This is a genomic window from Actinomadura luzonensis, assembly GCF_022664455.2.
Classification (GTDB): Bacteria; Actinomycetota; Actinomycetes; order Streptosporangiales; family Streptosporangiaceae; genus Nonomuraea; species Nonomuraea luzonensis.
Genome location: NZ_JAKRKC020000001.1, coordinates 6089039 through 6113303 on the forward strand (window position 1 = coordinate 6089039; position 24265 = coordinate 6113303).

The window sequence follows — 24265 nt, forward strand, 5'->3', positions numbered from 1 at the left end:
CAGGCTACGTGGGTCAGATGTGCTCCATGATGATGACCCCGCTCGTGCCGGGCTCCAAAGCCTCGAACAGGTGCGGGACGTCGCCCGGGTAGCCCAGGTAGTCGCCGGGCCCGAGCTCGACCGGCTCGTCGGACGGACCCGCGAGCGCCCGGCCGGCGCTGATGACCAGGTGCTCGGCGGTGCCCGGCTGGTGCGGGTCGGACACCTTGGCCGCCCCGGGGGCCGCCTCCACCCGGTAGAGGTCGCGGCGCGCGCCCGGAGGGCAGGCGGCCAGCAGGGTGGCCGCGTACCTGGCCCGGCCGGAGCGGAGCGTGCCGCCGTGCCCGCCCTCGTCCGAGCCCGCCACGGGTCCCTCCCCCGCCCTGATCAGCCGCACCGGCGGGCGCGGCGGATCGATCAACCGGCTCACCGCCACGTCCAGCGCCATGCTGAGCGCCCAGAGCGTCTCCAGGTTGGGGTTGCCGGTGCCCGACTCGAGCTGGGAGAGCGTGGACTTGGCCAGGCCGGAGCGTCTGGCCAGCTCGGTGAGCGAGAGGCCGGCGCGTTCGCGCTCGCGCCTGATGGCTGCGGCGATGCGGTCGAAAGGCGGCTTTCCATGATCAGTCACTGCTGTTCGCTCTCTCGGTACGTCTGTTCGTTTTGACGAACGAGGTGCGGACGTTCATCATGGAAACCGATCGTACCGACAGAACGAACAGGAGCCCGCTCCATGAACCACCCCACCGTTCACCTCCGCGCCGGCCATCACCCACTCCAGCCCCTCACCCCGGCCCAGGCCCTGACCGACCACGCCCCTCCCCCTCACGCCCCTCCCCCTCGCATCCCTCACCTCACAGCCACGAGCCAGCACACCCCTCACCACCAAGGCATGCCATGAACCAGCACGCCTCCCCACCGCCGGCCCATGCCACGGGGCCAGCAGACCCCGAGCACGCCGAGCACCCCCACCCCCAACACCGCGAGCACCCCGAGCAGCCGTCGAACCTCATCACACCCGCCACGGGCACTACCGACCCCACCCCCGACCCCGCCCTCACCTCCACCCCTGGCCCCAGCTCCACGTGGCACCACCTCGGCATCCTCGCCCACAGCACCGAAGGCGCCGCGCTGAGCTTCCTCTCCTTCTGCCAGGAGGGCTTCCACCGCCTCGGCGACCACGACCACCCCGACGTGACCCTCGACTACATCCCCTTCGGCCGCAGCATGCCCGCCTGGGACGCGGGCGACCACGACACGGTCAGAAGGACGCTCGCAGCCAGCGTCACCCGCCTGGCCCGCACCGGCGCAGCCTTCTTCATCTGCCCCGACAACACCGCCCACCTGGCGCTCGAACGCCCCGGCGACGCCCTGGCCCTGCCCGGTCTGCACATCGCCGAGGTCGTCGCCGACCAGGCCGCCCGCGACGGCCGCACCCGCGTCGCCGTACTCGGCACCGCCTACACGATGGCCGGCGACGTCTACCCCCGCGCCCTCGCCGCCCGCGGCCTGACCGCCGAACTCCCGTCCCCACAGGACCGCCGGACCATCAACGACATCATCTTCCGCGAACTGGTCAACGGCGTCTTCACCGACCACTCCCGCCGCGCCTACGTCGACATCATCGAACGCCTGGCCACCGAACGCGGCTGCGACGCCGTCGCCCTGGCCTGCACCGAGATCCCCCTCCTCATCACCCCGGCCGACTCGCCACTGCCCACCCTCGACTCGACCCGCCTGCTGTCCAGCGCCGCCTTCGAGGCGGCGACCGGCGCCCGCCCGTTCCCGACCTGGCGAGGCGGCCCCACAACCCCCCGCGAACCATGACGTACCGCGACGCTGACCCACCCGGCTCGGCATGTCGGCGCGTCGAATGCTCACGCCCCGGGCACCGCTGGTCTACTCTGCACTCAACTCGTAGTCACGCTCACTTGTCACCGTCGGTTCATAGGCCTCTCCCCGACGGAGGAGACCCATGCCCCGACACCTCACCTCGCCCCACGCCCACACCACCCCCGCGAGCTCAGCCCTACTCCCTGCTCAGCCTGCCGCTCGCCCCTCCGCCCTCGACCGCGTCCTCCGCGCCACCACTCCCTTCGTCCTCCCCCAGCGCCGCCTCTTCCCACCGGACCGCGCCCTCCCACTGCGCCACGCCCTCCCATCGGGCCCCACCCTCCGACTCGGCCGCATCCTCCCGCTGGGCCGTGCCCTCTCACTGGCGCTGGTCGCCGTCCTGGGCCTGGCGGCCACCACGACCACCACCCCTGCCCTCGCCCGAGCACAGACATCGGCCGCCCTCTCCCTCGCCCCCACGACACACCTGCACCTTGCCGCGCCCGCCGAGCCTGTGGACGTCGCCCACCGAGGCGCCTCCGCCTACGCCCCCGAGAACACCGTCGCCGCCTTCGAACTGGCCGACCGCATGGGCGCCGACTACTTCGAACTCGACGTCCAGGAGACGAAGGACCACGAGCTGGTCCTCATGCACGACACCACCCTGTCGCGCACCACCGACGTGGAACGCGTGTACCCGTCCCTGTCACCTTGGCGAGTAGGCGACCTCACGCTCGCCCAGATCCGCCGGCTCGACGCCGGTTCCTGGTCCGGCTCCCGGTACGCGGACGAGCCGGTGCCCACGCTCGACGACGCCCTCACCGCGATGGCCGACTCCGGCCTGGGCCTGCTGCTGGAGGTCAAGGCCCCGGAGCTCTACCCGGGCATCGAAAGACGCGTCGCCGACGAGCTGCGCCGCCACGCCGCCTGGCAGGCTCCCGGCCGGCTGATCGTGCAGTCGTTCAACTGGGAGTCCATGCGGACCTTCCACCGCTACCTGCCGGACGTCGCCATCGGCCTTCTCGGCACCCCCACCACAACCCAGCTACCGCAACTCGCGAAGTTCGCCGACCTGATCAACCCGTCGTACACCACGTTCAGCCCCGCGTACGTCCGCCGCGTCCACGCTCTCGGCATGCGCCTGCTGGCCTGGACGGTGGACAGCCCGAGCACGATGCGCCGGATGCTGAGCTACGGCGTGGACGGAATCATCACCAACCGCCCAGACGTCCTCAACGAAGTCCTCAGCTCCTGAACCATCCGCCCCCGTCCCCCTCCCGCGGCCGCTTCGGGGCAACAGCGCCCGACGCAGTCGCACCCCCTCCGACGCCACGGTCCCAACGGCATGAAGCACCGCCGAGCCCCACCCCATGACCAGGGAAACGCGACTCACCCGCCAACCAGCGGAAACCCCGCGACTCCCCAACCACCAGCCGAGCCCGACGGCTCACCCCCTCGACCAGCGGGGACGTGGCCACTCACCCCAAGGCCAGCGGGGTCCGGCTCACCCCGCCGCCGGCCGCCGAACCGCACCCGCTCCGGCCCGCTCACGGGCCGCCCGCAACGCCAGCCCGAACACCACGCCATAGCCGACGAACAGCACCACGTACACCGCGATCAACGCCTCCAGCGGCAGCCCGGTGGCCAGGTAGGTGTAGTCGATCACCGCCACGTAGTCACGTTCCGCGTAGTGCCACACCAGATACACGACGAGCTGCAGCACCGGGCTCACCGCGAACAACGTCACCGCGACGGTCGTGAGCCCCCACGTCGGGCCGCGCCGAGCGGCCAGCAGGGCGATCGCCGTCCAGGCGACCACCTGCGTGCAGATCACCCCTGACAGGGCGATCAGCACGTTCGCCCAGGGATCGGGCGCGTTCCTGTGGTAGTCGACGCAGCAGTCGAGCCCGACGATCATGTCCGTGTTGCCCAGCAGCCAGGCGACCAGGACCATGCCGATCCGATGCCACAGGTACCCCAGCGCCGCGACGATCATGGCGCATACCGCGATCCGCCCCCTCATGACCGGAAGCATGCGGGAGCGACCGCGCCTGATCCAGCCCGCGCCGCGGATCTGGCCGCACTCGGTCAACTCCGCGACGGAACCCCTCCCACCCGGCCGGGCACGGACCTGGCGGCCACGGACCTGACGGGTACGGGCCGGGCCAGCACGGCGGCCCCGATCACCAGTACGAAAGCGCCCAACCCGGTCAAGGTGCGCAGCGAGTGGAACAGCTCCCACCGCTGGAAGACCTCGGCATGATCGCTCGCGACCGGCCCCGCGGCCCACTCCCGGAAGCGCGCGTGCAGCGGCACGTTGCCGAACACGGTGATCAGCAGCGACGTCACCGCCAGCGCACCGGCGCGTCCAGCCGCGCCCGGCGACCGCCAGGCCGAAGGTGGTGAGAACGGCCAGCGCCATCGCGCTCTGCATCACCGGTTCGTTGACCTTCATCATCGTGGTGTGAAAGGTCAGGCGGACCTCCAGCGGCACGGCGTCGAACGTGGGGATCACGTTGACCGCGCCGTACCCGAAAGCGCCCGCGAGCAGCCCGGTGGCCAGCAACGCGGCCCCGTGCACGTACCTGACTGTGGTGGTTCCCATGACCGGCAAATCGTCGTCCGCAGGGCCCCCGCCTGCGTCCCACCTACGGCGTCTTCCCCTGCTACCGCGCCAGGAGCACAGGCCGGCCCGGCTACGACGCCGGAAGTACTCGCGCCACGGCAACCCGAAGCTCCACGGGCCGCGCCCTCATGGCGCGAAGCCCCGCCCGCCGCCGATCACGGTCCGACGGCGAGGCTCCGCCTGCCCGGCAAGCAGCGAAAGGTCCTCGCGCAGCCCAGGTCCTGTCCGACCCCGAGCTCACCAAGATCCCGATGTCAGCGACCCGCGCCAGGAAGGAGACCTCCAGAGCCACTTGCTGCTCAAGCAGCTCAACCCGCGAGACCACCGCCTCCGCACAGCGATCCACGCCAAGCCCCACGCAGTCATGCCCGGCCGAGCGGCCAACGCCGCCGGACCACCGTTCAGTGGCGTGACCGCCGCCCTCCGGCGACGGCGACGGTCACGCTCACTCACCGGTCGTCAGCTGCAGCCGCTGGTGGAGCCGCAGCCCTCGCAGACGTAGCAGCTCCCCGCAGGGCGCATCTTGGTGCCGCAGGTCATGCAGAGCGGGGCGTCGGCGGTGAAACGCTGGTGGCTCTCCAACGTCAGCTCCCGTCCCGCTGCGATCGCCGCCGGCTGCTCCGCCTCGGCGGCGGACGCCTCCTTCGGCTTCTTCTCCTCGATCGGCGCCGACTGGGCCAGCGCCTCGCGGTCCACGGCCTCCTGCAGCGCCGCCGGGTCCTCGCCGCGCTGCTGCGCGGCCCGCTCGGCGGCCGAGAACAGGCCGAGCGCGGCCCGCTCCTCGTACGGCAGGTAGTCGAGGGCGAGGCGGCGGAAGATGTAGTCCATGACGGACGCGGCCATGCGGATGTCCGGGTCGTCCGTCATGCCGGCCGGCTCGAAGCGCATGTTGACGAACTTGGAGACGTACGTCTCCAGCGGCACGCCGTACTGGAGCCCTATCGAGATCGCCACCGAGAACGCGTCCATGACGCCCGCGAGGGTCGAGCCCTGCTTGGACATCTTGAGGAACACCTCGCCGAGCCCGTCGTCGGGGTAGGACGAGGCGGTCATGTAGCCCTTGGCGCCGCCGACCGTGAAGCGGGTGGTGGTGCTCGGCCGCTGGTTGGGCATGCGGCGCCGGGTCGGCCGGTTGACCTCGATGACCTTGACCTCGGGCTCGGCGACCTCCTGCGGCTCCTCCTTCTTGGCGGTGCCGCCGGCCGAGAGCGGCTGGCCGACCTTGCAGTTGTCGCGGTAGACGGCCAGGGCCTTCAGGCCGAGCTTCCAGCCCTCCAGGTAGACCTGCGCGATGTCGTCGATGGTGGCCGACTCGGGCAGGTTGACCGTCTTGGAGATCGCGCCGGACAGGAACGGCTGCGTGGCCGCCATCATCCGCACGTGACCCATGGGCGCGATCGCCCGCTCGCCCATCGCGCAGTCGAACACCTCGTAGTGCTCCTGGCGCAGGCCGGGCGCGTCGACGACGTGGCCGTGCTCGGCGATGTACTCGACGATGGCCTCGATCTGCTCCTGCTGGTAGCCGAGCAGCTTGAGCGCCCGCGGGATCGTCTGGTTGACGATCTGCATGGAGCCGCCGCCGACCAGCTTCTTGAACTTGACGAGCGCCAGGTCCGGCTCGATGCCGGTGGTGTCGCAGTCCATCATCAGGCCGATGGTGCCCGTGGGGGCGAGGAGGCTGGCCTGGGCGTTGCGGTAGCCGTTCTTCTCGCCCAGCTTGAGGCACTCCGACCACTGGCGGGACGCCTCGGAGTGGATCTTGGCGTCCATGGTGCCGACCGTGCGCAGGTTGTCGTTGGCCGCGGCGTGCTTGCGCATGACGCGCTTGTGCGCCTCGGCGTTCCTGGCGTAGCCGTCGTACGCGCCGACGACGCCGGCCAGCTCGGCGCTGCGCCGGTAGGACACACCGGTCATCAGGGACGTGATCGCGCCGGCGACGGCGCGGCCGCCGTCGGAGTCGTAGGCGTGGCCGGTCGCCATGAGCAGCGCGCCCAGGTTGGCGTAGCCGATGCCGAGCTGCCGGTAGGCCCGCGTGGTCTCGCCGATCTTCTCGGTGGGGAAGTCGGCGAACGAGATCGAGATGTCCATCGCGGTGATGATCAGTTCAGTCAGCTTGACGAAGTCGGCGACGTTGAAGGAGTTGTCCTCCTTCAGGAACTTCAGCAGGTTGATGCTGGCCAGGTTGCACGAGGAGTTGTCCAGGTGGACGTACTCGCTGCACGGGTTGCTGGCGGTGATGCGGCCCGTCTCGGGGGTGGTGTGCCAGTCGTTGATCGTGTCGTCGTACTGCAGGCCGGGGTCGGCGCACTCCCAGGCCGCCTTGGCCATCTTGTGGAACAGGTCCTTGGCGTCGATCTCCTCGATGACCTCGCCGGTGAGGCGGGCGCGCAGACCGAACTTGTCGCCCTTCTCCACCGCGCGCATGAACTCGTCGGAGACGCGCACGGAGTTGTTGGCGTTCTGGTACTGGACGGAGACGATGTCCTTGCCGCCCAGGTCCATGTCGAAGCCGGCGTCGCGCAGCGCGCGGATCTTGTCCTCCTCGCGCGCCTTGGTCTCGATGAACTCCTCGATGTCGGGGTGGTCGACGTCCAGGACGACCATCTTGGCCGCCCGGCGGGTCGCGCCGCCCGACTTGATCGTGCCCGCGGAGGCGTCGGCGCCGCGCATGAAGCTGACGGGGCCGCTCGCGGTGCCGCCGCTGCTCAGCAGCTCCTTGGACGAGCGGATGCGGGACAGGTTGACCCCCGAGCCCGAGCCGCCCTTGAAGATCACGCCCTCTTCCTTGTACCACTCCAGGATCGACTCCATCGTGTCGTCCACGGAGAGGATGAAGCACGCGCTCACCTGCTGCGGCGACTGCGTGCCCACGTTGAACCAGACCGGCGAGTTGAACGCGAACACCTGGTGCGCCAGCGCGTGCTTCAGCTCGTGGTCGAAGATCTCGGCGTCCTCGTCGCCGGCGAAGTAGCCGTGCTCGATCCCCGTACGCGTGTAGACGCCCACGACCCGGTCGATCAGCTGCTTCAAGCTCCACTCACGCTGCGGCGTGCCGACCGCGCCGCGGAAGTACTTGGTGGTCACGATGTTCGCCGCGTTGACCGACCAGAACTCGGGGAACTCGACGCCCCGCTGCTCGAAGTTCACCGATCCGTCGCGCCAGTTGGTCATGACGACGTCGCGGCGCTCCCACTGGATCTCGTCATACGGATGCACGCCGGGCTTGGTGAAGATCCGCTTCATCTTGAGCCCCTTACGCGGACGCTTGCCCCCGCGCGCGACTGAACCGCTGGCCGTCTCCGTCATGACTCCCCCTTCTCCGCCTTCAACTGCCTGATCTCGGCCTCGAAGTCCGCCAGGCTCTCGAAACCGCGATACACCGATGCGAACCGCAGGTACGCCACCTCGTCGAGCTCGCGCAGAGGGCCCAGGATGGCCAGGCCCACCTCGTTGGAGGGGATCTCGGCCGCGCCCTTGGCCCTGATGGCCTCCTCCACCCGCTGCCCGAGCTGGGCCAGCGAATCCTCGCTGACCGGCCGGCCCTGGCACGCCCGCCGAACCCCCGCGACGACCTTGTCCCGCGAGAACGGCTCCGTCACCCCGCTGCGCTTGCTCACCATGAGCAGCACGGTCTCCTGCGTGGTGAAGCGGCGTCCGCACTCGGGACAGGTGCGGCGCCGCCTGATGGCCGCGCCGTCGTCCGTGGAACGGCTGTCGATGACCCTGGTGTCAGGGTGGCGACAGAACGGACAGTGCACGCGCTCGCCTCCTAGACCTGCGGCCACCACAACACACCGCTCGCCGAACCGTCGTGACGGGACGCTCGCGCACACCCCACGGCCAACCATGGAGCGGTCACGGAAACACAAGGTGTGGTGAACTACATCGGTGTAACTACTAGATGTTGTGGTCCAACCGTAGAAGCGCGCGACCATGAACGCAAGTTGAGCGGCGCCTTCCCGCAGAAGTCGCTGATCAGCACGCGCACGCCCGAGGGCGCACGGCGTGTCGGCCGGGCCGGCGTCACACCCATTGCTGACCGCCACGGTGGTGAACAAACCTCACAACGGTATCGGACACCACGCACCACTCGACCGCCCCTCCCCCACCCCAGCTCAGACCCCTTTTCGCACCTCGTGCCCGCCCCACCCCACCCCGTCCCGCACCACTCTCTCCTCGCGCCCACCGCGCCCACGTCCACCCCGCGCCACTCGCCCCCACACATGCACCCGGCGCCGGCCGCGACACTGCCACCCGGCTCTGCCGCTCCGCCTCCACCCGGATCCGGCCGCTTCACGTCCACCCGGATCCGGCCGCTTCCCGTCCACCCGGATCCGGCCGCTCCCCGTCCACCCGGATCCGGCCGCTTCACGTCCACCCGGATCCGCTCGCTCCCGTCCACCTGGCTCCGCCTGCTCAACGCCGCCGACCCCGCAGGTCCGCCCACGACGCACTGAGCCGCCCATCACATGCCGCCCCTGTGCGGGCGCCCGTGAACCACCACGCCTGGCCGCGACGCGGGTATGGGCCACCGCCCCCGCGACCACCCCAACGGACTCACCGCCCTTCCCAGGGCGGCTCCGTACAGGGGCGGCGGTCAGTGGACGACTGCGGCGATGTCCCTCGGCACGAACAGCCGCGCACCGGGCTGAATGATCGAGTCCGGTAAGCCGTTGAGCCGCTTGATCTCCTCCACCACGGCCCCGGGGTCCTCACCCCCGGACAGCACGTCGGCGATCTCCCACAACGTGTCCCCTTGGTGAACCTCCACCCAGGGCAGCCCGGCATGACTCGGCACCACGACCTTCACCGCCGCATGACCGGCCGCGCGGGTACCGAGCCAGAACCCGCCCAACGACAACAACGCCACCGCCACCACCAGCACGGCCCGCCCGCGCCGCGTCAACCGCAGCGGCGGCGCACCCGTCCGCCCGGAGTCCGCACTCGCCTGTGCGCCCGTCCGGGCGGCAGCCCCAGCCGGGCGCCCGGGCAGAACGGCCGCATCCCCGATCTTGGCGTTCCGGCCTTTGACGTTCCGGGCTCCGCCGTTCGCCGCCTTGAGGTTCCTGCCCCGTCCGTCCCTGGCCCGCATGTTGCCGGCTCTGCCGGTTCCAGCATCACCATTGCCCGCCCTGCCGTTTCGCGCACTGCCGTTGCGGGCCTTGCCGTCTCTGTCACGGAGGCTTGCGACCGTCGCATTCCCGGCTTCACGGTCTCTGCCTCGGAGGTTCCCTGCTCGGGCACGCCTGGTTGGGTAGCCCTCGGTCTGGGGGCTTCTCGCTCGGACGTGTCCGCCTTCGTCACGCCTGGCCCGGGAGTCCTCTGTTCGCGTGTTCCCGGCTTCGGCACTTCGAGCCCTTGCGTCCCTGGCGGCCGTTACGTTCTCGGCCGACAAGTCGCGCTCCACAGCGCGCAGCTTCACCGGCTGTGTCACCTGCTTACCGCGCTTTCGTCCCGCCTTCGCCTCCTTCGTCTTACGGGGGCGGCGCTCGACCGAGCCGTCGCGATCTGCTGAGCCGTCCCTGCCACGGGAGCCGTTCCGCCAGCTCGTGTCGCCTCGCGCAGTACGACCGGCGGCACCGTCCAGAGCACGTATGCCAGCACCACGCCGCGCTGGGAGAGCGCCGTTCCGGCCTGCGTCACCGCCGTCCGGCCTCGCGGTGGCGTCCGCGGTACCGGTGTCGATGCCTTCGCGCCCGGTCGCGTCGGCCTTCTTCGAGGCGGTTCGCGTCAGGAAGCGGGGGCGCAGGCGGAAGAGGGGGCGACGCAAGGTAAGGCGGAGTCGTCTGCCGGTCCCGGGCCCTCCCCGACCCGTACCGGCTGCCGTCTCCGCTCCGTCTCGCCCGTCACCTTCGCCGAGGGGGCCCGGTCTCCGCGTCACGCTCCCGGAGGCGCGTGTCGCCGCTCTCACCCAGTCCGGCTCGGTGACGGACCTGTCGGCCGTACGCCTCGCGACCGGCGTGGGGCCACCGGGCGGCGGGCCTCGCCTGACCGTCTCCAGAGCCTCGCGCGTCTCGGACGAGTCCCCGTCCGCACCCGCACGGCGTCGTGTGGACCGGCCGGTCTTCGACGCGGCGCGCGGCCCGGAACCAGAGCCGAACCTGGCGTCGGCGCCGCAGTCGGGGCCGGCGCTGCAGTCGGAGCCGACGCGCGAGCCGGAGCCGACGTGCGAGCCGGAGCCAACGGTGGGGCCGGAGCCGACGCCGGAGCGCGAGCGGGACCCAGCGCTGCTACCGGAGCCGGAGCGCGCCCCAGAGCCAGCGCTGTGGCCGGAGCCAGCGCTGTGGCCGGAGCCAGAGGGCGGGTCGGAGTCGGCGTCGGGGCGGGGTGGGGGGACCAGGCGCAGCCGGGGCCTCCCCTGCCCCGGGCCGCCACCCGAACCGCCTCCGGATGAGGATCCTCCACGCCTTCCCGAACCACCTGCACGGAGCCCCAACCTCTTGCCGGGATTTTCGCGGGGGCCGAGACCCTCCCGCGTATTGTCTTCACGTCGGCCCTTACTCTGCGTGGCGTCGGCGATGAGGGTGAGGCGTTTGGCGTCTTCGCTGGTCGTGTCCGTGTTTGTGGTCGTTCGCATGGATGACCTCCCGCCGTGTGGCCTGAGGAAAAGGCCGAATAAGATCAGCAAATCGAACACGGTGTCGATCGAACTCCCGTACGATGTTGTACACCACACTGGCGACAAATTCGAGGAAGACTCGAACAATTGTTTGAAGATGATCTTCAAGCGAGATACGGTCGCGGTGTGCGACGTCGAGACCACAGAACGGGAGGCCCGCCGGTGAGGCAGGCGTCCGGGCTAGGAGGAGCAGCATGACCGAGCGGGATGACACAAACGGGGTCAGCGACCTCGCGGTGCGCAGACGCGACTCCCTGGGCCTGACGCCCAGGCAGCGCAAGATCCTGGAAGTGATCCGCGACTCGGTGCAGCAGCGCGGATATCCGCCTTCCATGCGCGAGATCGGCGAGGCCGTGCAGCTGACGAGCACCTCCAGCGTGTCGCACCAGTTGACGGCGTTGCAGCGCAAGGGCTACCTCAGGCGCGACCCGCACCGGCCGCGCGCCCTTGAGGTGCGCCTGCCCGGTGAGCCCGTGATGTGGGTCGACCCCGACGCCACCGACGAGGAGCCCACGGTCAGCCGGCCCACCGCCGCCTATGTCCCGCTCGTCGGCCGCATCGCCGCCGGTGGGCCGATCCTCGCCGAGGAGAGCGTCGAGGACGTCTTCGCGCTGCCGAAGCAGCTCGTCGGCGAGGGCACCCTGTTCCTCCTGCAGGTCGCCGGTGACTCGATGATCGAGGCCGCCATCGCCGACGGCGACTGGGTGGTCGTGCGCCAGCAGCCCGTGGCGGAGAGCGGCGACATCGTGGCCGCCATGATCGACGGTGAGGCCACGGTCAAGACGTTCAAGCGCAAGGACGGCCACGTCTGGCTGGTCCCGCACAACCCGAACTACGAGCCGATCCCGGGCGACGAGGCCAGCGTCCTCGGCAAGGTCGTGGCGGTCCTGCGCCGGCTCTGAGAGCGGCGATGATCGGCGGGTAGGGCGCGCGTCACTCGCCTGCGCCGCGTCACGGCGCGCGCCAAAGAAGACAGAGACGATGGGCGACGAAGACGAGCGAGGACGGGGTACGGCACCGCATCGCCGACCCCGGGCCTGGATACGGCACCGACTCGCCAACTCCGAGTCCATGTCCCGGTCCGCACCACGACTCCGCCTCACACGATCCGGCCTTCACACGATCCCGCTCCCAGTACGACCACACCCTGATCTGATGCAACCCCGACCCTGACCTGGTCACTCCCCGAGCCTGCCGCCCTACGCCTTAGCTGTTCCGGGCTGGCTTCGTTGTCGCCGTACGCCGCGCCGCGCCACAGGTGGCCCCTCGCCTTGGTCCAACTCCTCCACACAACGCCCGGGGTCTCCGTGGGGGTGGCTTGTCGGGGATGCATCTGAGCTCGCCGGTTCTCGGAGTTGGGTCCGGACCGGTGCAGGGCGGGGGCTTCAGCGGGCGGTGTAGAGGGCGTGGGCGGCGTCGATGGCTTCGGCGGCGAAGCCCAGGACGTCCTGGCGGCGTTCGAAAGGCGAGCCGTACAGCGAGCGCCGGGGCGTGCCGAAGTCGTCGCCGAGGCTCGACAGCAGGCCGCCGAGCGACGGCCGCGCCGCGTCCTCCTCGCGCAGGCGCAGCGCCTCGCGCACGACGCGGCGCCAGCGCTCCGGGAACGCCTGCAGCGCGTACCGGGCGGCGCCCGTCTTGGAGGTCAGCTCGCCGGTCGCCAGCGTGTAGTGCAGCCGGGAGATGCCGGTGACGATCCACACGGTCGCGTAGCCGCCGAGCGCCGCGAGGCTCCAGGCGCGCACCGGGCTCGCGGCCCGGCTCACCAGGCGGCGCCAGTAGCGGTCGAGGTTGTCGTCGGTCCACGCGGCGAGGACCGCTGGATCGCTCCAGATCTCGATCTCGCCCGGCTTGGGGCCCCGGCAGGTGACGCCGTGGCGGGCGAGGGTGTGCCAGGTGACGGGGTTGACGCCGCCTCGCGGGTTGAGCTTGCCGGCGTGGGCCTGGGGGCGGGCGCCGAGGCCGCAGGGGTTGCTGCGGAGGTCGTCCCAGGTGAGGTAGACGCCCTCGAACGGGTGCACGCCGAGGTTGGTGTGGATGCGGGTGAGCACCTCGACGGGCGGGGCGGCCGAGGTGACCGCGACGAAGTCCACGTCGCTCGTGGTGGGGTGGTAGTCGTCGAGGGCCGCCGAACCCTCCAGGTAGAGCCCTTCGACCAGCCCCGGTGCCTCCGCGTCGGCCAGCGACAGGTACATCTCGACGATCGCGTCGATCTTCGGGTGGGGGGTCATGGCCGCTCAGCCTGCCACAGGTCGTGCCACCGCCTCATCACAATGCCAAATCTTAGAATGATGCCGTGAATGACGCATACAGCCCAGAAGACCTCAAGGCACGAAATGACGGCTTCAAGTGGTCGAAAGCTGGGCCTGGGGTCATTCCGGCCTGGATCGCCGACATGGACCTGCCCACGGCCCCGCCGGTCATCGAGGCCCTGGCCCGCCGCGCCCACGGCGACCTCGGCTATCCCGCCTGGCTCGACCTGCCCAACGCGGGCCCGCTGGCGGAGGCGTTCGCCGAGCGCATGGCCGCCCGGTACGGCTGGAGCCCCAACCCCTCCCACGTCCGCGCCTTCTGCGACATCAACCAGTCCCTGCAGGTGCTGCTGAACGTCTGGACCCGGCCGGGCGACGGCGTGGCCCTGCACACCCCCGCCTACCACCCGTTCCTGGGGACGCTGCAGGTCATGGAGCGGCCCCTGGTCCCGATCCAGGCCGAGCCGGACGGCGACTCGTGGCGGTTCGTCCTGCCCGGCGACCTGACGGGCTGCCGGGTGCTCCTGCTGGTCAACCCGCACAACCCGACCGGCCGCGTCCTCACCCGGGAGGAGCTGGAGGAGCTGGCCGAGCTCGCCGAACGCCACGACCTGCTGGTCATCGCCGACGAGATCCACGCCGACCTGACCTTCGCCCCGAACCAGCACATCCCGTTCGCCACGATCGCGCCCGAGCGGACGGTGACGCTCACCTCCGCCACCAAGGCGTTCAACCTGGGCGGCATCCGCTGCTCGGTGGCCCACCTCGGGCACGAGGGCGTGCGCAAGGCCCTGGCCGCGCAGCCGCCGTTCCTGTTCGGCTCGGCGAACCTGTTCGGGGTGGAGGCGACCGTGGCCGCGTGGCGGCACGGGGACGCCTGGCTGGGGGAGGTCGTGGCGCTGCTGGACCGCAACCGGCGGGCCATCGGCGAGCGGCTGCCCTCCTCCGTGTACGGGTACCGCATGCCGCAGGCCACCTACCTCGCCTGGCTGCACGTGGGGCGGGAGGGGATGGCGGAGGTCATCGAGCGGCAGGCCAAGGTGCTGCTGAACGACGGGGCGGCGTTCGGGCCGGGAGGCGCGGAGTACGTGCGGCTGAACTTCGCCACCTCCGAGGCCATTCTCGACGAGATCCTGCGGCGGCTGGCGCGGATCGCCTGACGCCGGCCCGCACCCTCCGGCCGAGCGGGGACGGAGGGTGCGGGACAGGACGGAAGCGGGAGCATCCGAGGGTGCGGGTCAGGGCAGGAGCGGAGGGACGGAGGGTGCGGGTCAGGGCAGGAGCGGAGGGGCGGAGGGCGCGGGTCAGGGCAGGGGCGGGAGGGCCGGAGGGGTGGCGGGCGGGTGCTCGGCGAGGGTGGCGAGCGCCAGCTCGATCGCCCGGTCGAGCTGCGGGTCACGCCCCGCCACCCGGTCCTGCGGCGTCGCCACCACCTCGACGTCCGGCTCGACCCCGTAGTTCTCCACCCCCCAGCCGTGTCCTTCCAGCCAGAACGAGTACCGCGGCTGCGTCACCCGCGTCCCGTCCACCAGCTGGTACCGGGAGTCGATGCCGATCACGCCGCCCCACGTCCGGGTGCCGACGAGGGGGCCGAGGCCGCGGTTCTTGATCCCGGCGCTCACGATGTCCCCGTCGGAGCCGGCGAACTCGTCCGTGACGGCGACGACCGGCCCGCGCGGCGAGTCGGCCGGGTAGCGGCGCGGCTCGAACCCGCGCGCCCGCACCCAGCCGGTGACCTTGCGCCCCAGCTTCTCCAGCACCAGCTCCGACAGGTGGCCGCCGCTGTTGTCGCGGAGGTCCACGACGAGGCCGTCGTAGGCCATCTCGGTGCGCAGGTCGCGGTGGAACTGCGCCCAGCCGGAGGCCACCATGTCGGGCACGTGCAGGTAGCCGAGCCGCCCCCCGGACGCCTCGCGGACGTGCGCCCGCCGGCTCTCCACCCAGTCGTGGTAGCGCAGCGCGGTCTCGTCGGCGAGCGGCTTGACCACGACGCGGCGCGTCTCGCCGCCGGAGCCCGGCCGGACGGTCAGCTCGACGGGCTGGTCCGCGGTGCCGGCCAGCAGGGCGGCGGGGCCGCGCACCGGGTCCACGGGCCGACCGCCCACGGCGACGATCGCGTCCCCGGGGCGGACGGCGACGCCGGGGGCGAGCAGCGGCGAGCGGGCCTCGTGGTCGGAGGACTCGCCGGCCAGGATGCGCTCGACCCGCCACACGCCGTCGGCGTCCTTGGCGAGGTCGGCGCCGAGCAGGCCCTGCCGGCGGCGCGGGTCGGGGCCGCCGCCGGGGCCGATGGCGTAGGCGTGGGAGGTGCCCAGCTCGCCCTGCGTCTCCCAGAGGAGGTCGATCAGCTCGGCATGGGTGCCGATGCGCGCGACGAGCGGTTCGTACCGGTCGAGGACGGCCTGCCAGTCGACGCCGTTCATGTCCTCGCGCCAGTAGTGGTCGCGCATGAGCCGGCCGGCCTCGCGGAAGCCCTGCCGCCACTCGGCGACGGGGTCGACGCGCACCGCGACGCGGTCGAGGTCGACGGTGACGACCTCGTCGCCCTCGGACGCGGCGCGGGTCTGCAGGCCGTTCTTGCCGTTGGTGACCAGGCGGGTGCCGTCGCCGCTGACCTCGAACGAGCGGATCTCCTTGCCCAGCTCGCTCTTGGCGCGCTTTTTGAGGTCGTAGCGTTCCAGCACCACCTCGTACGGCGCGTCGCTGCCGTCGCCGAGCTGGCCGGCCAGCGGGTAGCGCAGCCACAGCAGGGCGTCCTTGGCGGTGCGCAGGTTGCCGTAGCGGCCGGCAGGCACCGGCACGGGCACCACGCGCGAGCCCAGCCCTTCGGGGTCCACCTCGGTGCGCGGCGGCGTGTCGTCCTTCTTGTCGTCCTTGCCGCCGCCCGCCTTGTCGTCCTCGCCGTTGAAGCCGCGGCCCTGCAGCGAGGGGTCGAACGGCGAGGGCGTGTCGGCCTTGAGCGGCACCAGGTAGGGCTTGCAGCCCTGCGGGAAGGACATGTCGAAGACGTGGGCGTCGTAGACGGGGTCGAAGGTGCGCACCGACAGGAAGGCCAGGTGCTTGCCGTCCCTGGTGAACATCGGGTCGTAGTCGGCGAAACGGACCGGGGTCACGTCGATGACCGAGGTGCCGTCCACCCGTCCCATCCTGATCTGCGACAGCGGCTCGTCGTGCGGGTGCACCCAGGCCAGCCACGAGGAGTCGGGCGAGAACGTCAGCCCGCTGAGGTCGCCCTGGCTGGTGCGGTCCAGCTCGCGCAGGTTGCCCGACTCCAGGTCCACGACGAGCAGCCGCCCGTCGTGGGTGGCGACGGCGGCGTGCTTGCCGTCGGGCGCGGCCTCCAGCTCCAGCACCCGGCCGAGCTGCCCGGCCGCCAGCGTGCGGACCTCGCCGCCGGGCGTGCCGATCTCCAGCCCTTCCTCGCCGCCGGCGTCGGAGACCCAGATGGCGTGCCCGTCGGCGTTCAGCACGCGCGGCAGGCGGACGCGCACGCCGGGCTCGGCGCGCAGCGTGCCGGCGGGGCCGTCGCGGTGCGGCATCCAGTGGGCGGTGCCGCGGATCTCGACGACGCTGGCCCGGCCGGTGGTGTCCGGCGCGTACGCCCCCACCCGCAGCGGCGCCGGCCGCGAGGCCCGGCCGGGACGCGGGCCGCCGAGCCGGATGTCGAGCGGGCGCGGCTCGGCGTCCAGGCTCTCCAGCAGCCACAGGTCGCCGGCGTGGCTGTAGACGACGCGCTGCCCGTCGCCGGTCGCGTGCCGGGCGTAGAACTCCTCGTGCCCGCTGTGCCGGCGCAGGTCGGAGCCGTCGGGCAGGACCGAGTAGAGGTTGCCCGTGCCGTCGGGGTCGGCCAGGAAGACCAGCCGGTCGCCGATCCAGTTGACGGCCCAGTACTGCGCGGTGCTGTCGGCGAACAGCCGGGCGAACTCGCCGTCGCCGTCGGCGTCCACCCAGATCTTGCCGGCGGTGCCGCCGCGGTAGCGCTTCCACTGCGACGGCTCGCGCCACATGGGCGAGACGGTCGCGACGCGGTCGCCGCTGACGGCGACGTCGCTGACCCAGCCGTACGGCAGCCGGGTCGCGGGCCCGGCGTCGAGCGGCACCGCGTACGCCCAAGTGCGGCTGCGCGAGCCCTGCCCGGTCGCGCTGACGGCCAGCACGCCGCCGTCCGCGCTCCAGCCGCGCACCCGGGTGGTGGCGCTGCCCCAGAAGGTCAGCCGCTCGCCTTCCGGCCCGTCCACCTCGGCCGCGAAGACCTCGGGGGCGCCTTCCCTGCTGCTGGTCCACGCGATGCGGGTGCCGTCGGGCGAGAACCGCGGGTCGCTGACCGGGACGCGGTCGGCGGTGAAGCGCCAGGCCCGTCCGCCGTCGAGGGGGGCCAGCCAGACGTCGTCGTCGGCGACGAAGGTGACCAGGTCACCGTGAAGATGCGGATATCTGAGGTAAGCGCCATTTGTCACAGCTGCACATTAATGCGCGTCACCAAGCGCAGCCCAAGAATTCTCCTCCTGGCGGACCTGCCGCGTACCCGGAACGCCCAAGAACGGGGTGTGCCGGACTTGCGGGGGAAGAGGGCCGGATAACCGATTTCGGAGGAACCATGAGGATCTTCGCCCGCGCCCACCAGCTTCCGCCGCGGCTGGCCGCCGCCGCCATCGTCCTGAACTCGGGGATCGAGATGCTCGGCGCCGACGAGGAGCGCGCCGCCGGCCTGCACGGCATGGCCTGCGGCGCCTATCCGTTCCTCGGCAGGATGGATCCCGTCGAGTTCGCCCGGCTGCTGTCGCGGGCCCAGACGGCGCTCGGCGTCGCGCTGCTGGTGCCGTTCGTGCCGTCGCTGGTGGCCGGGGCGGCGCTGACCGGGTTCGCGGGCGGGCTGGTCGGGCTCTATCTCAGGACGCCGGGCATGCGGCGCGAGCACAGCCTCCGGCCGACGCCGCAGGGGCTGGGCGTGGCCAAGGACGTCTGGCTGCTGGGCATCGGGCTCGGGCTGGTCCTGGAGGAGCTGGGCCGGCGCGGCGAGCGCTGACGAGGATCTCCGCTGGTACGGCACTAAATAGGACATACACGGGTAGCCGTGACACATGGTACAGATCGGCTACACCTTGATGTCGGAACAGACGCCGGCCCGCGAGCTGGTCGACTACGCGGCGGCGGCCGAGCGCATCGGCTTCGACTACGCCGTCATCTCCGACCACTACTTCCCGTGGGTCGAGGAGATGGGCCACTCGCCCTACTGCTGGTCGGTGCTCGGCGCCGTGGCCCAGGCCACCGAGCGCATCCCGCTCATGACGTACGTGACCTGCCCCATCATGCGCTACCACCCGGCCGTCGTGGCGCAGAAGGCGGCCACGATGGGCGTGCTGAGCCAGGGCAGGTTCACCCTCGGCCTCGGCGCGGGCGAGAACCTCAACGAGCACGTCATCGGCGAGGGGTGGCCGCCGGTGGACACCAGGCACCGCATGTTCGCCGAGGCCGTCAAGATCATCAGGGAGCTGTTCGGCGGCGACTACGTCACCTACCAGGGCGAGTTCTTCGACGTCGACTCGGCCAAGCTCTACGACCTGCCCGACGAGCAGGTGCCGATCGGCATCGCCGCGTCCGGCGGGCAGTCGGCCGAGCTGGCCGCCGAGCTCGGCGACGTGCTCGTGATCAACGACCCGATGCCGGAGGTCGTCCAGCAGTTCAACGCCGCCGGCGGGCAGGGCAAGCCGGTCTACGGCCAGCTCGCCCTCTCCTACGGCACCGACGCCGAGGCCGCCAAGCAGCGCGCCCACGAGCTGTGGCGCTGGTCGGCGGTCGGCGGCTGGAAGGTCATGGCCGAGCTGCCCGGCCCGGTCAACTTCGCCGCCGCGGCCACCACCGTCCGGCCCGACGACGTCGCGCAGAGCGTGCCGTGCGGCGACGACGTGGACGCCGTCGTGCAGTCGGTCAAGAAGTTCGCCGACGCCGGCTACACGCACGTGGCGCTGGTGCAGGTCGGCCACGACCAGCAGGAGCCCTTCTTCGGCTGGGCCGAGAAGGAGCTCCTGCCGGCGCTGCGCTCGCTCTAGGGAACGATGTTGACCAGCTTGGGCGCCCGGACGATCACCTTGCGCGGCATGCCGGACAGGTAGGCCGAGACCTTCTCCGAGGCCAGGGCCAGCGCCCGCAGTTCCTCCTCGGAGATGCCGGGCGGCACCTCCAGGCGGTCGCGGACCTTGCCCGCCACCTGCACGACGCAGGTGACCGACTCCTGCACCAGCAGCGCGGGGTCGGCGACCGGCCAGCCGGCGAAGGCGACAGGACCGGTGCGGCCCAGCCGCTCCCAGCCCTCCTCGGCGGTGTACGGGGCCACCAGCGACAGCAGGACCGCCAGCGTCTCGGCGGCCTCGCGCACCGCCGGGTCGGCCGGGCCGCGGCCCGAGTCGATGGCCTTGCGCGCCGCGGAGGTCAGCTCCATCATGCGGGCCACCGCCACGTTGAAGCGCTGGCCCTCGATCAGCTTGGTGACCTCGTCGATGGTGCGGTGGGTCACCTTGCGCAGCTCGGCGTCGCCGGTCTCGAACGCGACGCCCGGCTCGCTGGTGACCTCCGACATCACCCGCAGCGCCCGCGCCAGGAACTTCTGCGAGGCGGCCGGCGAGACGTCGGCCCAGTCGATGTCGTCCTCAGGCGGGCCGGCGAACACCATGGTCAGGCGCACGGCGTCCACGCCGTACTCGTCGATCTGCCGGCCCAGGTCGACGCCGTTGCCCAGCGACTTCGACATGGCCTTGCCGCCGTTGATCACCTGGCCCTGGTTCAGCATGCGCAGGAAGGGCTCGGTGAAGTCGAGCAGGCCCATGTCGTGCAGGACCTTGGTGAAGAAGCGCGAGTACAGCAGGTGCAGCACGGCGTGCTCGATGCCGCCGACGTACTGGTCGATCGGGCCCCACTTGCGCACCTGCTCGGGGTCGAACGGGCCGTCGGTGTAGCCCGGCGAGCAGTAGCGCAGGAAGTACCAGGAGGAGTCGACGAAGGTGTCCATGGTGTCGGTGTCGCGCTGGGCGCGGCCGCCGCACTTGGGGCACTCGACGTTGACCCAGTCGGTGGCGCTGGCCAGCGGCGACACGCCCTTGGGCGCCAGCGCCTCGCCGCGCAGGTCGGGCAGTGTGACGGGCAGCTGGTCGTCGGGGACGGGGACCTCGCCGCAGTCGAGGCAGTGGATGATCGGGATCGGCGTGCCCCAGTAGCGCTGGCGCGACAGCAGCCAGTCGCGCAGCCGGTAGTTGACCGCGCCGGCGCCCCTGCCCTCCTTCTCCAGGATCTCGATGATCCTGGAGATGGCCTCGGTCTTGGTCAGGCCGTCCAGCGGGCCGGAGTTGACCAGGGTGCCCTCGCCGGGCGTGGCCTCGCCGGTCTCGCCGGGGTCGGCCAGGCCGGTGTGCACGACGACCTTGACCGGCAGGTCGAACCTGCGCGCGAAGTCGAGGTCGCGCTGGTCGTGGGCGGGCACCGCCATGATGGCGCCGTGGCCGTAGTCGGACAGCACGTAGTCGGCCGCCCAGACCGGGATGCGCTCGCCGCTGACCGGGTTGATCGCGTGGCGGCCCAGGAAGACGCCGGTCTTCTCCTTGTCGGTGGCCAGGCGCTCGATGTCGCTCAGCCGGGCGACCTCGGCGCGGTAGGCCTCGAACGCGGGCCGCTGCTCGTCGGTGACGATCTCGTCGGCCAGCGCGGCGTCGGCGGCGACGACGAAGAACGTGGCGCCGTACAGGGTGTCGGGGCGCGTGGTGTAGACGTGGACCGGCTCGTCGCGGCCCTCGATCTCGAACAGCACGTCGGCGCCCTCGGAGCGGCCGATCCAGTTGCGCTGCATGGTCAGCAGGCGCTCGGGCCAGCCGTCGAGCTGGGCCATGTCGTCCAGCAGGCGCTGCGCGTAGTCAGTGATCTTGAAGTACCACTGCGTCAGCTCGCGGCGGATGACGTCGGCGCCGCAGCGCTCGCACCGGCCGGCCACGACCTGCTCGTTGGCCAGCACGGTCTGGTCATTGGGGCACCAGTTGACCAGGCCGCCCTTGCGGTAGGCCAGGCCGCGCTCGAAGAAGCGGATGAACAGCCACTGGTTCCAGCGGTAGTAGTCGGGGTCGCTGGTGTGCAGGCGGCGCGACCAGTCGAAGGAGATCGCGTAGCGCTTGAAGGAGTTGGCCTGCGTGTCGATGTTGGCGTAGGTCCACTCCGCCGGGTGGGCGTTGCGCTTGATGGCGGCGTTCTCGGCGGGCAGGCCGAAGGAGTCCCAGCCGATGGGATGCAGGACGTTGTAGCCCTTCTGCATCCAGTAGCGCGCGACCACGTCGCCCAGCGCGAAGACCTCACCGTGACCCATGTGCAGGTCGCCCGACGGGTAGGGGAACATGTCGAGCATGTAGCGCCGCTCGCGGGGGTCGGCGGGGTCTTCGCTCGCCCGGTAGGGCTCCTGCTCCTCCCAGCGCTGCAGCCACTTGGCCTGCAGTGCCTGCGGGTCGTACTCACTCACGGCTACTGTCCTTCTGGCTTGACTCGGACCCATAAGAAAACCCCCCGTACAGACAACGAGGGGTAGCCGCGACGGCGAGATCTCAGGGCCGTCGCGGCCCGCTAAGAAGCAGGGTCGCGGAACGCATGTGTCAAGCCTAGCGCACCTCTTCGGCTGAATGCAGGCGGACGATCGACGCGTGCAGGCACAATGGACGCTTCAGGCTCGACGAGACCTGATGGTGATGTATCCGTTGTGACCTCATTCGTCCCAGAAGATTACCCTTATCGCCGTGGTGTACCCTGCTGAGCCCGATCGACCGGGGGACGGCCTGCCGTTGCAGGACCCGCCCACGGATCCGCACGGCTTCGCTCGTTTCGCTGCGGAAGCACCCGCATCTCTTGGAAAATCCCATGAGATCATGCCTGGTACGTCAAATCCGGATATAAGGGTTGATCCGGACAGAACTTCGGGAGGACCGGCAGCCATGGCAACGGATAACTCCGGACCACACCTGCCCCCGTCCTGGCCGGAGGCGCCACGCCGGGAGACACCGTCGTGGGCCAGCACGCCGTCCGAGCAGGACCCCTCCCCCTCCTGGGCCAGCACGCCCGCGGCCGACATCCCCATGTCGTGGCCCGAGGTCACCCGGCCCGCGGGCCACGACCCGGCCTGGCCGGAGCCGCCCCGCCCGGACGCCTCCTGGCCCGAGCCGCCCCGCCCGTCCGGCCCCGGCGGCGCGTCCGGCCGCCCGAACGGTCCCGGTGGTCCCGGGGGTCCTGGCATGTCCGGGGGTCCTGGCATGTCCGGGGGTCCTGGTGGTGACGGGCGTCGCGGCGGGGCGCCGCAGTCCTTCGGCGCGCCGGAGCCGGGGCCCTCCTGGCCGGAGCCGCCCCGTCCGGACTCCGGCTGGCCCGAGCCGCCGCGCCGCGACGGCGCGCACTCCGGAAGCAGCGCGAACGGCGCGAACCCCATGAACGGCGCGAACCCCTCGCACGGGACGCACCAGGCGAACGGAACACCCGTCGCCAACGGCACGCACCCCGGCAGCGGCGCCCACGCCGCCAACGGCACGCACCCGGGCAACGGCGCCGCGTCCTGGCCGGGCGACCCCGGCGCCAACGGGCAGCACCGCGTCCCCGACCCGGTCCCCGCCTGGCAGCAGCCGCCGACCCCGTCCCCCGGCGCGTGGGCCAACCTGTCGAGCCCCGCCCCCTGGCCGCCCCGCCCCCAAAGCCCCCAAAGCCCCCAGAACCCCCAGAGCCCGCAGAGCCCCGGCGAGCCCCCGGAGCAGCGCCCGTTCGACCACGCCGCGCCGCCCCAGGCCGCCGCCGCGGCCGGGCCCCACGCCGGTCCTCATGCCGGGCCCCATCCCGGGCCTCACGCCGGGCCCCACGCGCCCCCGAACGCCCCGGCGCCGCACCCGTCCGAGGAGCGGACGATCACCTACGCCCAGCACGCCGACAACCTCCTGAACGATCGCGCGGTCCCCAGCACCCCCATGGACTCCACCCACATCGGCACCCCGCCGACGCCCCCGCAGGGACCGCCCGCCGACGACCCGGCCAACCTGCCGCCGGGCGCGCCCCGCCCCGGCTCGAAGCTGAGCCGCGACCCTTCCGACCCGGAGAACCGGTTCGTGACGGCGGGCCAGATCAGCGGCTCCCGCACCCCGCCGCCCGAGCGCCAGCAGGAGCTCTGGAACACCGTCTTCGGCGACAACTACCAGGCCATGGGCGACCAGGAGTCGCTGGACGACGACGACGACCAGGGCAAGCCCGTCTGGATCTACGCGCTCGGCGGCTCGGTGGCGGTCGCGCTGGTGGCGGCGCTGCTGTGGGCGTTCCTGGCCGGGCCGCTGGCCGGCGAGGACCCGGCGAGCACCGCCGTCGCGGCCGCGCCGACGTCCTCGGCCAAGCCGAGCACGGCCAAGTCCTCGACGACGATCGGCGGCCTGCCGAAGTACCCGGGCAAGGCCTCCCCGGTGATCGGCCGGGTGCCGGACGCGGCGGCCGGCATCTCGCTGCCGCGCCTCGGCGGCACCTGGCAGCTCGACCAGCGCACCACGGTCAAGGCCACCTACGGCTACGACACCCGCCAGTACGTCCCGGTCGCCGACGACAAGTCCGCCATGATCATGTCGGGCCCGCTGCCGCAGCGGCTGGCCTCGCTCTACGACCAGGACGACCTGGAGCCGGTGATCAAGCAGGTGGTGCTGGACGCCCGCAAGAAGTTCTTCCCGGCCGACAACAAGGTCCGCAAGAGCGCCCAGCAGGCGATCAAGGTCGGCGCCCAGACCGGGCGGCTGATCGCCTACGAGCTGACGTCGAGCACCGACAAGGCCACGATCGTGGTGATGGCGGTCAACACCGGCGGCAGCGTGCCCGCCATCGTCTACGTGTCGATCCCGGGCGAGAGCAAGCAGCTCCTGCCCGACATCCGCGTCGTGATGAACCAGATGAGGCTGTCGGCGCAGTCCTAGCGACCGG

General features: G+C 71.5%; 16 protein-coding genes. 7 read left to right on the top strand and 9 right to left on the bottom strand.

Going from position 1 to position 24265, the window contains the following annotated elements; translation table 11 throughout:
* Window positions 1-13: 13 nt before the first annotated feature.
* Entirely contained in the window at window positions 14-607 is a 594-nt protein-coding gene (locus tag MF672_RS28840) for a helix-turn-helix domain-containing protein (protein WP_242374374.1), read from the bottom strand.
* A gap of 266 nt (window positions 608-873) precedes the next feature.
* On the opposite strand from MF672_RS28840, the gene MF672_RS28845 reads away from it, so the two are divergent.
* Together MF672_RS28845 and MF672_RS28850 are read left to right on the top strand one after the other, a co-directional pair.
* A complete protein-coding gene (locus MF672_RS28845) occupies window positions 874-1803 on the top strand; it encodes an aspartate/glutamate racemase family protein (protein WP_242374375.1) in 930 nt (309 codons plus the stop codon).
* Between the two features lie 148 nt (window positions 1804-1951).
* The gene (locus MF672_RS28850) at window positions 1952-3064 is read left to right on the top strand and encodes a glycerophosphodiester phosphodiesterase (protein WP_242374376.1); all 1113 of its coding nucleotides are present in this window, start codon (window positions 1952-1954) and stop codon (window positions 3062-3064) included.
* A 249-nt stretch (window positions 3065-3313) separates the two neighbouring features.
* Here MF672_RS28850 and MF672_RS28855 read toward each other — a convergent pair whose 3' ends face one another.
* The 5 genes from MF672_RS28855 to MF672_RS28875 form a co-directional block, all read right to left on the bottom strand.
* Window positions 3314-3832 (bottom strand): hypothetical protein, encoded by a 519-nt coding sequence (locus tag MF672_RS28855; RefSeq protein WP_242374377.1) that lies wholly within the window; start codon window positions 3830-3832, stop codon window positions 3314-3316.
* A gap of 65 nt (window positions 3833-3897) precedes the next feature.
* The gene (locus MF672_RS28860) at window positions 3898-4158 is read right to left on the bottom strand and encodes an anthrone oxygenase family protein (protein WP_242374378.1); all 261 of its coding nucleotides are present in this window, start codon (window positions 4156-4158) and stop codon (window positions 3898-3900) included.
* 736 nt (window positions 4159-4894) lie between these two features.
* Window positions 4895-7741 carry a vitamin B12-dependent ribonucleotide reductase gene (locus MF672_RS28865; protein ID WP_242374379.1) on the bottom strand — a complete coding sequence of 949 codons (2847 nt, stop codon included), beginning with the start codon at window positions 7739-7741 and terminating at the stop codon, window positions 4895-4897.
* Window positions 7738-8193: a transcriptional regulator NrdR gene (nrdR, locus tag MF672_RS28870; protein ID WP_168016843.1), complete on the bottom strand. Its 456-nt coding sequence runs from the start codon at window positions 8191-8193 to the stop codon at window positions 7738-7740. Before nrdR ends, MF672_RS28865 begins: the two co-directional genes overlap by 4 nt.
* A gap of 839 nt (window positions 8194-9032) precedes the next feature.
* Window positions 9033-9320, bottom strand: coding sequence for a LysM peptidoglycan-binding domain-containing protein (locus MF672_RS28875; RefSeq protein ID WP_242374380.1), 288 nt, complete (start codon window positions 9318-9320; stop codon window positions 9033-9035).
* 1928 nt (window positions 9321-11248) lie between these two features.
* On the opposite strand from MF672_RS28875, the gene lexA reads away from it, so the two are divergent.
* Entirely contained in the window at window positions 11249-11956 is a 708-nt protein-coding gene (gene lexA, locus MF672_RS28880) for a transcriptional repressor LexA (RefSeq protein ID WP_242374381.1), read from the top strand.
* Window positions 11957-12439: 483 nt separating this feature from the next.
* On the opposite strand, the gene MF672_RS28885 is transcribed toward lexA, so the two are convergent.
* The gene (locus tag MF672_RS28885) at window positions 12440-13282 is read right to left on the bottom strand and encodes an aminoglycoside adenylyltransferase domain-containing protein (protein WP_242374382.1); all 843 of its coding nucleotides are present in this window, start codon (window positions 13280-13282) and stop codon (window positions 12440-12442) included.
* Window positions 13283-13446: 164 nt separating this feature from the next.
* Between MF672_RS28885 and MF672_RS28890 the strand changes: the two genes are divergently transcribed.
* Complete coding sequence (locus MF672_RS28890; RefSeq protein WP_242374383.1) at window positions 13447-14463, top strand: MalY/PatB family protein; 1017 nt, start codon at window positions 13447-13449, stop codon at window positions 14461-14463.
* A gap of 144 nt (window positions 14464-14607) precedes the next feature.
* Here MF672_RS28890 and MF672_RS28895 read toward each other — a convergent pair whose 3' ends face one another.
* The gene (locus tag MF672_RS28895) at window positions 14608-17760 is read right to left on the bottom strand and encodes a S41 family peptidase (RefSeq protein WP_242374384.1); all 3153 of its coding nucleotides are present in this window, start codon (window positions 17758-17760) and stop codon (window positions 14608-14610) included.
* 140 nt (window positions 17761-17900) lie between these two features.
* On the opposite strand from MF672_RS28895, the gene MF672_RS28900 reads away from it, so the two are divergent.
* The gene (locus MF672_RS28900; protein WP_242374385.1) at window positions 17901-18329 is read left to right on the top strand and encodes a hypothetical protein; all 429 of its coding nucleotides are present in this window, start codon (window positions 17901-17903) and stop codon (window positions 18327-18329) included.
* 55 nt (window positions 18330-18384) lie between these two features.
* A complete protein-coding gene (locus tag MF672_RS28905) occupies window positions 18385-19353 on the top strand; it encodes a TIGR03557 family F420-dependent LLM class oxidoreductase (protein WP_242374386.1) in 969 nt (322 codons plus the stop codon).
* Here the strand turns inward: MF672_RS28905 and leuS are convergent.
* On the bottom strand, window positions 19350-21830 hold the full coding sequence (gene leuS / locus MF672_RS28910; protein ID WP_242374387.1) for a leucine--tRNA ligase: 2481 nt from the start codon (window positions 21828-21830) through the stop codon (window positions 19350-19352). The genes MF672_RS28905 and leuS overlap by 4 nt on opposite strands.
* A gap of 433 nt (window positions 21831-22263) precedes the next feature.
* Here leuS and MF672_RS28915 point away from each other — a divergent pair, with 433 nt between their 5' ends.
* Window positions 22264-24258, top strand: a complete 1995-nt coding sequence (locus MF672_RS28915; RefSeq protein ID WP_242374388.1) for a hypothetical protein — start codon at window positions 22264-22266, stop codon at window positions 24256-24258.
* The last annotated feature ends 7 nt before the right edge of the window (window positions 24259-24265 follow it).